The 12,479-nt window shown below is 65.9% G+C and carries 13 protein-coding genes; 3 read left to right on the top strand and 10 right to left on the bottom strand.

Annotated features, from left to right (window positions below):
* Positions 1-154: 154 nt before the first annotated feature.
* The 6 genes from RV986_RS17825 to RV986_RS17850 form a co-directional block, all read right to left on the bottom strand.
* On the bottom strand, positions 155-2,260 hold the full coding sequence (locus RV986_RS17825; protein ID WP_475918345.1) for an ATP-binding protein: 2,106 nt from the start codon (positions 2,258-2,260) through the stop codon (positions 155-157).
* Positions 2,261-2,343: 83 nt separating this feature from the next.
* Positions 2,344-2,661 (bottom strand): hypothetical protein, encoded by a 318-nt coding sequence (locus RV986_RS17830; RefSeq protein WP_475918346.1) that lies wholly within the window; start codon positions 2,659-2,661, stop codon positions 2,344-2,346.
* A 2-nt stretch (positions 2,662-2,663) separates the two neighbouring features.
* A complete protein-coding gene (locus RV986_RS17835; protein WP_475918347.1) occupies positions 2,664-3,014 on the bottom strand; it encodes an RRQRL motif-containing zinc-binding protein in 351 nt (116 codons plus the stop codon).
* Positions 3,014-3,865 (bottom strand): protein spdB, encoded by an 852-nt coding sequence (locus RV986_RS17840; protein ID WP_475918348.1) that lies wholly within the window; start codon positions 3,863-3,865, stop codon positions 3,014-3,016. The genes RV986_RS17835 and RV986_RS17840 overlap by 1 nt, the downstream gene beginning before the upstream one ends.
* Positions 3,862-4,128, bottom strand: coding sequence for a DUF6284 family protein (locus RV986_RS17845; RefSeq protein ID WP_475918349.1), 267 nt, complete (start codon positions 4,126-4,128; stop codon positions 3,862-3,864). The genes RV986_RS17840 and RV986_RS17845 overlap by 4 nt, the downstream gene beginning before the upstream one ends.
* A gap of 94 nt (positions 4,129-4,222) precedes the next feature.
* A complete protein-coding gene (locus tag RV986_RS17850; RefSeq protein WP_475918350.1) occupies positions 4,223-4,408 on the bottom strand; it encodes a hypothetical protein in 186 nt (61 codons plus the stop codon).
* A 531-nt stretch (positions 4,409-4,939) separates the two neighbouring features.
* Between RV986_RS17850 and RV986_RS17855 the strand changes: the two genes are divergently transcribed.
* Entirely contained in the window at positions 4,940-5,707 is a 768-nt protein-coding gene (locus RV986_RS17855; RefSeq protein ID WP_475918351.1) for a GntR family transcriptional regulator, read from the top strand.
* Positions 5,704-6,273 (top strand): GNAT family N-acetyltransferase, encoded by a 570-nt coding sequence (locus RV986_RS17860; protein WP_475918352.1) that lies wholly within the window; start codon positions 5,704-5,706, stop codon positions 6,271-6,273. The genes RV986_RS17855 and RV986_RS17860 overlap by 4 nt, the downstream gene beginning before the upstream one ends.
* 212 nt (positions 6,274-6,485) lie before the next feature.
* On the opposite strand, the gene RV986_RS17865 is transcribed toward RV986_RS17860, so the two are convergent.
* The 3 genes from RV986_RS17865 to RV986_RS17875 form a co-directional block, all read right to left on the bottom strand.
* Positions 6,486-7,214 (bottom strand): PaeR7I family type II restriction endonuclease, encoded by a 729-nt coding sequence (locus RV986_RS17865; RefSeq protein WP_475918353.1) that lies wholly within the window; start codon positions 7,212-7,214, stop codon positions 6,486-6,488.
* Entirely contained in the window at positions 7,214-8,863 is a 1,650-nt protein-coding gene (locus tag RV986_RS17870; protein WP_475918354.1) for an N-6 DNA methylase family protein, read from the bottom strand. The genes RV986_RS17865 and RV986_RS17870 overlap by 1 nt, the downstream gene beginning before the upstream one ends.
* Positions 8,864-9,768: 905 nt before the next feature.
* Positions 9,769-10,002: a hypothetical protein gene (locus RV986_RS17875; protein ID WP_475918355.1), complete on the bottom strand. Its 234-nt coding sequence runs from the start codon at positions 10,000-10,002 to the stop codon at positions 9,769-9,771.
* A 366-nt stretch (positions 10,003-10,368) separates the two neighbouring features.
* Between RV986_RS17875 and RV986_RS17880 the strand changes: the two genes are divergently transcribed.
* Entirely contained in the window at positions 10,369-10,761 is a 393-nt protein-coding gene (locus RV986_RS17880) for a CBS domain-containing protein (protein ID WP_475918356.1), read from the top strand.
* Positions 10,762-10,899: 138 nt separating this feature from the next.
* Here the strand turns inward: RV986_RS17880 and RV986_RS17885 are convergent, their stop codons facing one another.
* Positions 10,900-12,369 carry a catalase gene (locus RV986_RS17885; protein ID WP_475924319.1) on the bottom strand — a complete coding sequence of 490 codons (1,470 nt, stop codon included), beginning with the start codon at positions 12,367-12,369 and terminating at the stop codon, positions 10,900-10,902.
* Between the last annotated feature and the right edge of the window lie 110 nt (positions 12,370-12,479).

Below are 12,479 nucleotides of genomic sequence, written 5' to 3' on the forward strand. Positions count from 1 at the left end.
GGAGGGCTGTGAAGGGGGTTTCAGGGGTCTGACCTGGGGTGCCTCCCTGCCTCCCTGATGGATCATTCATGCAGGTCAGATACAGGGAGGCGGGTCAGGGAGAGGTTCAGGGAGTTCTCCCTGCCTCCCTGGCCCGGTGGGGGTCGGGTCCCTGTCATTCGGCGGCGGAAGCGGAACCTTCGGTGTCACGGTTGGCGAGGGCGCGCAGGACGCGTTCGCGGGCGACGACCATGCGCCCGTCGGACTTGTACGGTTCGGCTCCGGTGCCGTCCAGGACGCGCTTGAGGTCGAGGAACGACCACTTGCCGTAGGCGTCCTCGCTCAGCGCGGCGAGCCGCTTGAGCACGTCCTGGGTGATCAGCCGCGGGGCGTCCCCGATGACGCCGGCGACGTCGGCGAGCGGGTCACGCTGTACGCCCCGCTCGACCACGTGCAGGGTGGTGACCCCGTCGCGCAGGGCCTTGGCGCGGTCGGCGATGGCTTTCGCGTCGTCGGTGCTGATGTAGTGCGTGCGCACGGTGAGGGACGACTGTCCCTTCGGGGTTGGGATGCCGTCGGAGGCGACGACCAGGGTTCCCTTGTCCAGTCCGGGGCGCAGCAGGTGCGGTGCGGCGCCGCCGTTCACGGCCTTCTCCCCGAGCGCCATGACGGCTTGTGCTTCGGTGCCCAGGGCGAGCGAGGCGCGGGTGTGGGCGCCCTCGCGTACGAGCTTGGGGAGGTTCTGGTCGGTGGGGTCCTGGGTGCCCTGCCACAGCAGCACGTTCACCGCCCGACCCTGGTTGTGAATCTTGCGCGCGGCCATGAAGTACCGGGAGGTGGAGCTGGACCCGCCGTAGGGGCGCTTCTGTTCGTCCTTGACCGGGCACATGAACGCGACCTGCGCCTCGTCCACGATCACGAGGAGCGGCGGGAACGCCGTTCCGGGCGGCGCCTGGAGGCGGCGGTTCATCTCCTCGACCGCGTCCTCGACCATTTCGGTGACCTGGATGACGTGGTCGTCGGTCGGTCCCTGGATGAGCCGGGTGGCCAGGCCGTCGAACATCCGCCAGTCGCCCGCGCCCTTCAGGTCTCCCATCCAGAACTCGACCGACCGGTCGAGGGCGAGCCAGAGGGCGAGGGCGCGCAGCGCGGCGGTCTTGCCCTGGTTCGACAACCCTGTGATCAGCAGGTGTCGCTGGAACACGCTCAGCCCGGCGGCGTCACCGCGCAGGTCCTGCCCCCACGGGGCCTTGCCCTTGGCGTAGTCGGCGGTCATGGTCTCGTCGGTGACCAGGGGAGACGGGCCGATCGGCTGATCCAGCGCTCCGGAGTCGGCGATCCACAGCCGGACCGTGCGGGCCGCTTCCGGGATGGTGATGAACACTTCGTGTTCGTGGCGGGTGAGGTTCTCGGCGAGCTTGCGCCGCTTGCCCTGCACCTCGTTCGTCGACACCCCGGACGGGAGGGTGACGTCGACTTCCACCCCGCATCCGGCGATCCGGATCGGCCCGAGCATCGACGCGCCGGCGTCGCCCATCTCCTTGATGGCGTTACGCAGCGCCGGGACGCCCAGGTCGCGCAGGGCCTTGACCACGATCGACGGTGTGATCGGCTCGCCCTCGCTGGATCGAACCTGGTCGGGCATGACCCATGCGGGTGCTGCCTGTTGCTTGCTGCCGACGGCCCACAGGGCGAGCAGGGCGAGGAACGGGCCGATCGTGAGGGCCGGGCCCCACACGATCTGCACGATCCGGATGAGTGCGGCGATGAAGTTGATCGTCGCCGCGAGCGGGGTGATGACATCGGCGACGTCGCCGTTGCCGATGGCCATCACGACCCCCAGCGCGACCAGCACGCCGACGCTCATGCCGGCGCCGACGGCGGCGCTCTTGGCCGCGTCGGTGGGCGAGTGGAGCAGGTCCATGCGGCGGCGGTGTCGGGCCTCGCGGAAGCGCTGGAGACGGTCCTCCCACTCCTCCATGCCCTCGATGTTCCCGGTCGCCTCCGCCGCGCGGATCATGCGTTCGTAGCGGGCGCCGGTGCGGCCGTCCCAGGCCCGGCGGCCCACGATCCGCGCCCCGCCCGCCACGTAGAGGGTGTGGCGGGCGACGGCGCGGGCTGTGGTCGTGGTCCGCTCGTGGGTGGCGGCGGTCTTGAGGGCGCGGCCGGAGCGCACCCACAACGGCACGGGCCGGGCGGCGGGCGGGTCGGGGACGACGGTCAGGGTGGTGATGTTGGGCGGGTCGGTGGGCTTGTGCAGGGGAACGACGTTCTCGCTCATGGTGGTGAGCACTCCTGACTGCCCCGTGGCGGGGTGAAGTGGAAGGGGGAGTTCAGCGATGTGCGGGGTGGTGCGGGCGAGTGTCACCACCAGCCGGTCGACTTCTTGGCGGCCTTGGCGCGGGCGGTCTCGGTGACGATCCGCTGCCGCTCGATCTGCAACGCGGTCAGCTCCGCGATCAGCCGCGTCTCGGCCGAGGTGGAAACGGACTCCAGGCGTTTGTCCGCGCGGGTGGTGCTCTGGCCGCGCATGACCCGGTAGGAGCCGCTGGCCAGCGCACGCAGCGCCGCCCGCCGTTCCGGGCCGGTCAGCGGCCACATCTCGCCCTGCCGGACCGCTTCGAGCTTGCGCGAGGTCTCCCGGATCGCACGGTCCAGACGGCGGGTGTCGGGCTTGCCCATGGTCAGCAACTCCTCAGCGAATCAGGCTGGTCGGGGTAGGCGCAGGGCACGCAGGTTCCGAGTGAGGTGGGGATGACGTATCCGGCGTCGCGCCGGCAGGCCGGACAGGTGCGGCGGGCGCGCATCATCGCCGCGTGCGCCCGCCACCGGCCCGGCGTCATCGGCCGGACCGGCCGGGCGAGGTCAACCCGGTACAGGTAGGCGACCAGCGGCGGCCGGCCTCGGCGGCGGGGGCGTTCGAGCTGTGCGGCCACGTCCTGACCACCTGGGCGCAGGTTGCGCGCCCGGAGTTGGCGGCGGGTGGCGTAGCCGTCCGCGGCCAGGCGCCACCAGAACACCGGCAGCGTCCCCATCAGGCAACGCGCTTCCATGCGGCCCGCAACCTGACCTCGGATGCGGAGTGGCCGGCCGCGCGGAAGCGGGTGGCCATCTCGCGGTAGGAAAGGGCCGGGGTCTCGCTGTGGCGGATCTCGTCGACCAGCGCGTCAAGCGCTGCGTCGGAGAGCGCGGGTCCCGCGTCCAGCGCGAGGGGTTCGGTGGGACCCCAGACCGGCAGGTTCCAGGCGGGTGTGACGCCGGGCGTGACGCGGGCCGTCACGCTGGTCAGGGCCCGTCCGGTGTCTTCGCCCTCGCGTGCCGTCTCCAGCGTCGACCATGCCCGCGAGAGGCTCTGTGCGGTCCTGGCCTGGACGCGTGCGACGCGGGCCCCTGCATCGGTCACGGCCGTCAGCCGCGTCTCCTCGGTGGCCGCTTCCGCCCGCAGGCGGGCGCGGGCCACGGCCGCTTCGTCGCGGGCCTCCTGCTGGATACCGCGGATCGCCCCGAGGGCGTTCGGAGTGAGCGCGGTCCGCTCCCACAATCCATGCACCAGCCACAGCGCTTTGGCCGCGATCGGCAGCCAGGCCACGGCCAGCCACGCGCCCGCGGACTCTTCCGCTGTGAGCGCGTGCGCGATGAGGACGCCGGCGGCGATGAGGCCGAAGGACCAGCCGACGCCGGTCACGGCGCGGCTGTGGTCGCCCTGCGCGGCGAGGCGGCGCTCGTAGGCGAGGGTGGCCAGCCATCCGCCGTCGATCCCGAGACCGACGACCAGCGCGACGGGCCACGGCATCGCCGTACCCAGCCACATCACGACGACGGCGAGGGTGAGCACCATGGACACCGCCGTCATCGCGACGGCCGGCAGCACGGTCTTGGCCTTCACGCCGCACCCCCGACCGTGCTGCCGGTGGTGCGGTTGGCGAGGGTGCGCCACTCCGCGAGGACCCGGGCCAGGGCCCGGCGCGCCCGGCAGGTGTCCAGCTCGTTCGCGGCGTGGTCTATGGCGATGATCTGCGCGTCGATCAGGTCGACGCCCGCCAGAATCAGCGGCATCTCCCGCTCGATCGCGTCCAGCTCCGCATCCGTCGGCTCCATCCAGGGCTCGAACGCGGTAACAGCCTCCTGAACAGTCACGATGTTGTTCATTGGGTCGTGGTCTCCCTGGTCGGTGGGACGGCACGAAAGCGGTCCCCGGGTTGCCCCCCCGGGGACCGCGCGCCATTGAAGGAAAGTGAGTGGGTCAGCCGCGGTTGTCGCGGCCGCTGACCTCGTCGATGTCGACGTTGTCCGGGTAGCCGTCGCGGAGGCGGACGAGCGTGAACTGACTGCCGCCGACATCCGTGATCCGGTGCGTCTCACCCCGGTACTGCACCTCCGTGCCGACCTGGCCGGCGTTCGGGTGCTTGGGGTTGGTGATCCTGCGCAAGACCTGCTCCTCTCGTCGCGGCTCCCCGCACTCCCGCCCGTACGCCACCGCGAAAAGGGGCCGGACGGGCGGGGGAGGCAACCGCCGCTGCGCGAGGCAGCGGAGATCTGAGCGGTGAATGCGCGGCCGTGAGCCGCGCCGGACACCTTTTGCGGGAGGTGACGGCCCGTCGTACGCGATATGGATCTGTGCCTCAGTCCCGCTCTCCCGAGGAATCGTGTCTCGGTCTCTTCGCGCGGCGTGTGTGCCCTTGGGCAGATCCGGTCTTTTGAGTCGGCACGTGTCCCTGACGGGAGATGACCGACTGGTCTCCACTCACCTCAGCCGGACTCGTCACGACCGTCGTATCTGTGGTGGATCACGCTGTGGAGTTGTGTCAGCGCAGACGGGCACCCTTGAAGGTGTTGCACCACCTGCTCAGCTTGTTGGTACAAGCTGACGACGATGATGCTGCACCCGCGAGCGGATGGCCGTCAAGGGGTTAGGGGCTACATGTACCAACAAGTTGCGCGAGTGCGTCATGATGGGCTTATGAACAAGCAGCCGAAGTACCGGCAAGTCGCTGACGTCCTGCGCCGCGAGATCGACAACGGCACCTACGGGCCGGGGGCGCGGCTGCCCTCCGAGAACGACCTACAGCAGCGTTTCGATGCGTCCAGGAACACGATCCGCAACGGGCTTAGCCTGCTGGTCAGCGAGGGCCTGATCGCGTCCAGCCAAGGGCTCGGATACGAGGTCAAGTCGCACGAGGTGTTCGAACTTAACGCGTCTCGGTTCGAGAACCTGACCTTCCCGCAGAACGGGGACGCCTACAACACGGACGTCACGAACGCTGGTCGGCGGCCTCACCAGACGTTCCGCGTTGAGGTGTTGCCGGCGTCCAGCGACGTTGCCGCGCACCTCAAGATCGAGGTGGGCACGAAGACCGTATTGCGGTTCTGTCATCGCTACGTGGACGACGTTCCGTGGTCCACGCAGGCGACCTACTATCCGGCGTGGCTGATCGAAGAGTCACCGCGGCTGGCCGAGCCGGGAGACATAGAGGAAGGGACGACGCGATACCTCGCATCACGCGGTATCGAGCAGATCGGGTACTTCGATGAGATCGCGGCCCGGATGCCTACACCTGAGGAAGCCCGCCGCCTCGAGATCGGCGCCGGCGTGCCGGTGATGATCTGGACCCGAACCGGCTACTCGGCAGACCGTCCGATCCGGTGCACGATCACGACGTTCCGAGGGGACCTGAACCGCATGAACTACGAGATCGGCGAAATGTCCGCCCGAAGCGAGAACGCGTGATCATCACCCCTGCGGAACCTCACGACGTCACCAAACTGCTTGCCTTTCGCGAGGAAGCGGCTGCCTGGTTGCGAACCCTTGGGTCTGATCAGTGGAGTCGCCCGTATCCCGCCGACAAACTGCTGACCACGATCGAAACAGGAACTGTGTTCATGCTTCGGGATGGGCATACGACGGCTGGCACGATCACGCTCACGCCGGACGCGGAGGAAGGACTGTGGACGGACGACGAACTGACCGAACCATCGATGTTCGTCAACAAGCTCACGATCGCCCGTGAGTACGCCGGGCAAGACCTCGGGGGCAGGTTGCTCGACTGGGCCGGCGATCGAGCGCACCGTGCGGGTGCTCGCTGGCTTCGCCTGGACGCTTGGACGACGAATCAGGGACTCCAGGGCTACTACCTGGGGCAAGGCTTCACGCACGTTCGTACGGTTCGAGAGGGTGTGGCAGTGAACGGCGGCCCACGCGTTTCCGGCTGGCTCGCCCAGCGTGCTGCGCGGTCGGCAGATCATGCATTCACAGATCACACCCCAGCTCCCGCGCGGCTTCCACTTGCGGCTTGATTCAGGCAACGCTCTTCAGGAAACCTGCCGATATGAACCAAAACGAGCTGACGAAGACGCGGTAGTAGTACAAGTATCCTTGGGCGGAGTGATTTCCGGCGACTCTCGCATTGCGTCCATCCCTAGTGACCTCGGGCATGAAATTCGGGCCCGAGGTCTACTCGCGTGCTTCTATGTGAAGGCTCGCATAAATTAGTCCGGAGGCTTGACGCCTAGCTCACCAGTGTCTGGTATTCATACAGTCGCTTATCCAGTGATCGCATGAAATCCTCGAACCGTATTCCCGTTCCTTCGGCAGGATGAACAATCGTGCCGTCAGTGCTTGGTGGGCTAATCATGAAACTGACGCCGTCGTATAGGCCGGTTTCCAGTAGGCGTTCGCACATGACGTGATAGCGACGGGCGTACGACGGGCGGTCGCCGTAGATCGAATCGATGGGAAATGCAGCCTCCAACTTCTGAGACGCATCCCGTGTCGCGGCACCGTGCTCGTCATCCTCAAGTAGGAGGATGTACCCCAGCCATGGGAACCATCTATCTCCCTTGCCGAGGATTCCTTCTGAGTAGACCTGGCGCAAATCTGTGGCGCTGCCCACCGCTTCTTCGTTTCTATTGTTCGCGTTGTTGCTCAGCTTTTTAGCGTCTTGAGACTTGATCTCAATGGCGAATACGAGGCGCTTGTCGTGCACGCCGATAATGTCCCAGTTTTTGCGCGGACGATAAAAGCCGGGAATTGTCGCTTTGGTGCCCTGCAAGATTTGTAGCGGGACGGAGCCGCTCGCTTCACGAACATGACTGACGATCAGGCTTTCGATCTCCTGCATGTGCTTGCCGCTACGAGTACTGACGGCGCGGGCCGCCCACATTTCTTGAACGGCCCGCTTCAACAGTTCCTCGGTCCAGCGCGCTACAGTGCCCAACTCTGCCCCCAATTGCCGCATCAGTCCGGGATGCGATCGATTCCGTAGGCGCGGAGAGCCGCCGCAGTGGCGGCTTGTACGTCTCGTTGATCGAACGCGTCCGCCAACGCTAGTGCATCCGCCGGGGAGAGTGAGCCGGGATCGGGAACTCGGATGCGCCGCAGGTACTGCGCTTGAAATCGCAAGGTTCCTCCACGCATGCGAACCGCGTATGCCTCTACGAAAGCCTGAGCGACATTGGAAAGCAGGAGGCCGCCGAGAACCCTTATGTCCCAGGAGTCCGAGATCACATAATATAGATTGTGATGAGGGTAATAGCCGCCCTTATCCAGCACTGGATGAATGGTCATCTTCATGTCTGGTAGCAGCAGCTTGGGTCGGTTGGTGAGCTTGTGGTCCACTTTGTCGATGGTCTTGTACCAACGTTCCGGGTTCCGCTTGGCGATGTAGCGCCTCTTCAAGAGCTCTTGATGCTGACCAAAGAACCGCTTCAACTTCGGATATTTGTCGAGGTCAACAAGGTCACCTGAAGGTTCCCAGGGGTTTACGAGGTAGGTGCCATGCCACTCGAAGTGGCCGCTCTTCGCATCTTTGACCATGGCCATGGGTAGCAGCCGATCGCTTTCTACAACCGAAGAGTCTGTCGTGATGAAGACCTCGTCTGCTCCCGTAGCTACACCAATGCTCACACGAGTGGCAGTTTCCTCCAGAGTGGGGAAGCGGTCATTCAGGTATTCCAGCATGGCGAGCCGTGAAGGACTGCCGCTAGGCCAAGACTCGTCGCCTGAAAACCAGTGCGGCAACCGATCTACTTGAAAGCCTTTGTCGCTCTTTTCGTGTGTTTCCTTCATGCGCACCCACGAAAGAAGTTCCTGTGCCTCTTCTGGCCCGAACCGGCCAGTGGTATTCGCTGCTACCACGGATCCCTGTGGTTCGTTACACAGGACGGTGATCGCCGGATAGGCCGACACTTGAGTCTCGAAGGCATCCACGTCATGCATGATTATTGCGGCTCTCATGCTGTAGTGGTCTGAGACCAGTTTCCGTAGCTCCCGACCGTACTGATTGCGCATCCATCGGTCTGCACAGATGAAGCCGAGCACGCCGCCTGGCGGCAATGATTTCAAGGCTTTCTCGAAGAACCCAACGTAGATGTCGGAGCGTCCGATCATTGTCTGCTGGTTCCTCCGATACACGCGCATACGCTCGTCCGGAACGTCTTCCAGTCGAATGTATGGAGGATTCCCAACCACAAAGTCGCTTGGCTGGTCCGGTTCGAGGAGGTAGTCGCCTTGCCTAATCCACTTACAGACCAGGTTTTCGATTTCAGCCCTGCCCCAACCGTCCGCGGTAAGGAGGTCTGCTAGCGACTTCCGACTGGCGTGCACGTTTCGATCGAGTAGATCGAATGCTCGAATTGCTTCCTCTGGCAGGGGTACGCCCTGCTTTCGGCACGCCGCACTGAGACGTTCGACGATGCCAAGCAGGAAAGCTCCAGTGCCACAGGCAGGATCTGTAATCGTCATTTGAGCAAGGTCACGGTCTGCCGTGTACTCCACCAGGTCGAGGATCATGTCGACGACCCATCGGCGGGTATAAACCTCACCGTTCTCAACAGCTTCCTGCGAGATGGGTGCTACTGCGGAGTTCGAAGGCACAAGATGGGGCACGAGGGTGAGCCTAGTCCCATGAGAGAGGGCAGGCGGCTGTGCCCCGGCGGTAGCACCGGGGTCGTTCTGCGCGGTAATCACTTTGGCATCCGCGGTCTTCCGCTGATGCGGACGTGTCTGAGGCATGGACGTGGCCCCTCAGTTGATGGGATCGAAACATAGGTAGCGACATGGCAGGAGGCTGCGCGGGGCGCCGCTCTCGGTCGGCCGCTGGCGCCATGAACGTCTTGCTGAACTGCAGCTCGGGACAACCTCGTGGGCCGTGTGCGACTTTCATGCTGGCCACGGCTGGGCCGTCCTCGGGCTGTGCGAGGGCGACCGACGACAGTCGTTAACGACCAACAACGACCAGGAGGGCGCGACCGACGGTCGCGCCCTCCTGGTGTGTCCGCCCCACTAGACCCAGGTGTCCAGCCACATCCGGGAGCGCCAGTCGTCGATCGGGATCGCCGGCCCGGTGTACAGGGGCCAGAAGTAGATGTAGTTCCCGCCCGAACCGGTCGGCTCGGCGACTCGGGGCAGAGGGGACTATTCCCCCATGCATCCCTCGAACCGCTCGGCGCAGAGTAAAACGCCTGATCAGGCGGCATAGAACGGGCCTGCTGTAAATCTGCCGTGGTGACCTAGGCCGGGCCGTCTGTGGGCCGTCGGAGGGCGGCCCCCAGCGACCGGCAACGACCAGCGACGACCACAACCGCGCAGCTCCGCGGCAGGGTGCAGGGCAATGCCGCACCCTGCCCGACGGGGGGATCAAAACCAGCGGTACTGAAGTCGGCACCGAAGCGGTGCCGAGGCGGTGCTGGAGTGCCACTGATGTGGCTACTCACGTAATGCTCACGTACTACTGATGTGCTGCTGAGGTGCTACTGAGGTGCTGCTGAGGTCTTCTTGATCCCTCCCGACACTCACGGGAACAGTGCGATCCCGACGAGGATCAGCAGGATGATGCCGACGACGAGCCCGACGGTCGCCCAGGTCCCCCGGTGCTTCGCCGGCGTGGCGGGCCCGCCTCCACGCGGCCGGTCCTCCGGCAGCACAGGGTGGGCCGGGCGGCCGCGCGCGTAGAACTCTTCGTCGGTGAGGTAGACGTTGCGCGGGTCTTCCAGTGCGCGTGGATCGATCCCGTGTGGACTGGTCATGAGAACTCCTCGCACGGAGCCCGGCAGAGCCGAGGTCCCCCACGGAACGGGCCCATAGGTTCTGGCCCTGCTCTCCGTGCACCATCCAATCGTATACCCGGTTTCCGCATATGCCCAGGTCACACCGCCTTCTTGCGCTTCTGTGCAGACGGAAGGGGCACGAGCGGGGGTCTTCACCGCCGGCGACACCGAGGAGCACGCGGTACCGAAGAGCACGGAGCGCGCCCCTGTGATCCATGGGCGCCCCCGAAACCATCGCACGCCCTCTTGTTGACCCTCCCTTTAACTGCGACTCTAAGAGTCCCCCCACTTGTGAACTTGTGAATCGCTTCTCTTGGCGCTTCACCAAGGAGGTGGCTCCAGCCCATGCTCGTCCGCGACGCCATGAGCACGGTGGTCCTGACCATCGGCCCGGCACACACACTCCGCCAGGCGGCCTGCCTGATGTCCTCCCGCCGCGTGGGCGCGGCCGTCGTCCACGACGAGGACTCCTCCGGCCTCGGCATCCTCACCGAACGCGACATCCTCAACTCGCTCGCCCTCGGCCAGAGCCCGGACGTCGAGACCGCGGGCACCCACACCACGACCGACGTCGTCTTCGCCGCCCCCGGCTGGACGCTGGAGGACGCCGCGGCCGCGATGGCCCACGGCGGCTTCCGCCACCTGATCGTGCTCGACGGCACCGGACCCGTCGGCATCGTCTCGGTCCGCGACATCATCCGCTGCTGGGCACCGGCACGACAGCGCGTACCGGCCTGAGCCACGCACGCGCGTACCGTCGCGCCCGGGTCGCGCAGGCACCTCGGGCGGCGGCTGCGCGCACGCCGACGGGCCGGATCCCTCGTACACCGAGGAGATCCGGCCCACCGTCCACGACAAGCGATCCAGTGCTGGTTGTCAGCCGCGCAGGGCCTGGACCGCGGCCTCCAGCCGCTTGCCGAAGTCTTCGTCCGCCTGACGGAAGTTGAGAATCGCGCGCTCGGCGATGTCGTCACGGGAGACCTTGGCGATGAAGCCCGCGAGGTTCTCGATCAGACGGCCCCGCTCGTCCTCGGACATCAGGCGGTAGAGGGTGCCCGCCTGTACGAAGTCGTCGTCCTCGGCATGGGAGGGGGCCTCGGTGTCGCCGGTGCGGCCGGTCACCGCGATCGGCTGCCACAGCGGCCGGTCCGTCTGGAACGGGCCGCCGAAGCTGTTCGGTTCGTAGTTCTTCGCACCCTTGTGGCGGCCGTCGTACAGGGAGCCGTCGCGCGAGTTGGTGCGCGCCTCGGCGGCGTGCGGGCGGTTCACCGGCAGGTGGTCGGCGTTGATGCCGACGCGGTAGCGGTGCGCGTCGCCGTAGGCGAACAGACGCCCCTGGAGCATCTTGTCGGGCGAGGGCCCGATACCCGGCACGAAGTGCGCGGGCGAGAAGATGCTCTGCTCGACCTCGGCGAAGATGTTCTCCGGGTTGCGGTTGAGCTCCAGCCTGCCGATCTCGACCGGCGGGTAGTCCTCGTGCGGCCACACCTTGGTGAGGTCGAACGGGTTGAAGCGGTAGTTCGCCGCCTCGGCCGCCGGCATGATCTGCACCTGCACGGTCCAGGACGGGAACTCGCCGCGCTCGATGGCCTCACGCAGGTCGCGCTGGTGGGAGTCGGGGTCCTCACCGGCGAGCTTGTTCGCCTCGTCCTGGGTGAGGTTCTTGATGCCCTGGTCGGTCTTGAAGTGGTACTTGACCCAGAAGACCTCGCCGGCCTCGTTGTTCCACTGGTACGTGTGCGAGCCGTACCCGTTGAGGTGCCGGTAGGAGGCGGGGATCCCCCGGTCGCCGAAGAGCCAGGTCACCTGATGGGTGCTCTCCGGACTCAGCCCCCAGAAGTCCCACACGTTGTCGGCTTCCTGCGAACCGGTGTACGGGTCGCGCTTCTGGGTGTGGATGAAGTCGGGGAACTTGATGGCGTCCTTGATGAAGAACACCGGGGTGTTGTTGCCGACGAGGTCGTAGTTGCCCTCTTCGGTGTAGAACTTCAGCGCGAAGCCGCGGGGGTCACGGACCGCGTCCGCGGAGCCGAGGTTGCCGGCCACCGTGGAGAACCGCAGGAAGGTCTCGGTCTGCTTGCCGACCTCGGAGAGGAACTTCGCCCGCGTCCACCGCGAGACGTCACGGGTCAGTGTGAAGGTGCCGTACGCGGCGGCGCCGCGGGCGTGCACGATGCGCTCCGGGATGCGCTCACGGTTGAAGTGGGCGAGCTTCTCCAGCAGCAGTTGGTCCTGAACGAGCACCGGGCCGCCGACACCCGCGGTCTCGCTGTTCTGATTGTCGGCCACCGGCGCGCCGGCCTCCGTCGTAAGCGGTCCCTGCGTCACGTGCGCCTCCTGCGTCATTCCAGGCCAGTCCTGTCCCTTGGCCAATGCCGAAACTCCTTGGCCAATTCCGAACTTGATCCTACAATGGACATTGTCTAAGTCAAGTGAGCTTCCAAAGTCACACCCAT

This window comes from Streptomyces sp. RLA012, from assembly GCF_056270325.1.

What these genes read in the sequence shown, in the direction of transcription:
- RV986_RS17835 (WP_475918347.1), bottom strand. Translation starts at nt 3,014, where the DNA reads ATGGGGACGCTGCCGGTGTTCTGGTGGCGCCTGGCCGCGGACGGCTAC.
- RV986_RS17830 (WP_475918346.1), bottom strand. Translation starts at nt 2,661, where the DNA reads ATGGGCAAGCCCGACACCCGCCGTCTGGACCGTGCGATCCGGGAGACC.
- RV986_RS17880 (WP_475918356.1), top strand. Translation starts at nt 10,369, where the DNA reads ATGCTCGTCCGCGACGCCATGAGCACGGTGGTCCTGACCATCGGCCCG.
- RV986_RS17875 (WP_475918355.1), bottom strand. Translation starts at nt 10,002, where the DNA reads ATGACCAGTCCACACGGGATCGATCCACGCGCACTGGAAGACCCGCGC.
- RV986_RS17845 (WP_475918349.1), bottom strand. Translation starts at nt 4,128, where the DNA reads ATGAACAACATCGTGACTGTTCAGGAGGCTGTTACCGCGTTCGAGCCC.
- RV986_RS17885 (WP_475924319.1), bottom strand. Translation starts at nt 12,369, where the DNA reads ATGACGCAGGAGGCGCACGTGACGCAGGGACCGCTTACGACGGAGGCC.
- RV986_RS17825 (WP_475918345.1), bottom strand. Translation starts at nt 2,260, where the DNA reads ATGAGCGAGAACGTCGTTCCCCTGCACAAGCCCACCGACCCGCCCAAC.
- RV986_RS17855 (WP_475918351.1), top strand. Translation starts at nt 4,940, where the DNA reads ATGAACAAGCAGCCGAAGTACCGGCAAGTCGCTGACGTCCTGCGCCGC.
- RV986_RS17865 (WP_475918353.1), bottom strand. Translation starts at nt 7,214, where the DNA reads ATGCGGCAATTGGGGGCAGAGTTGGGCACTGTAGCGCGCTGGACCGAG.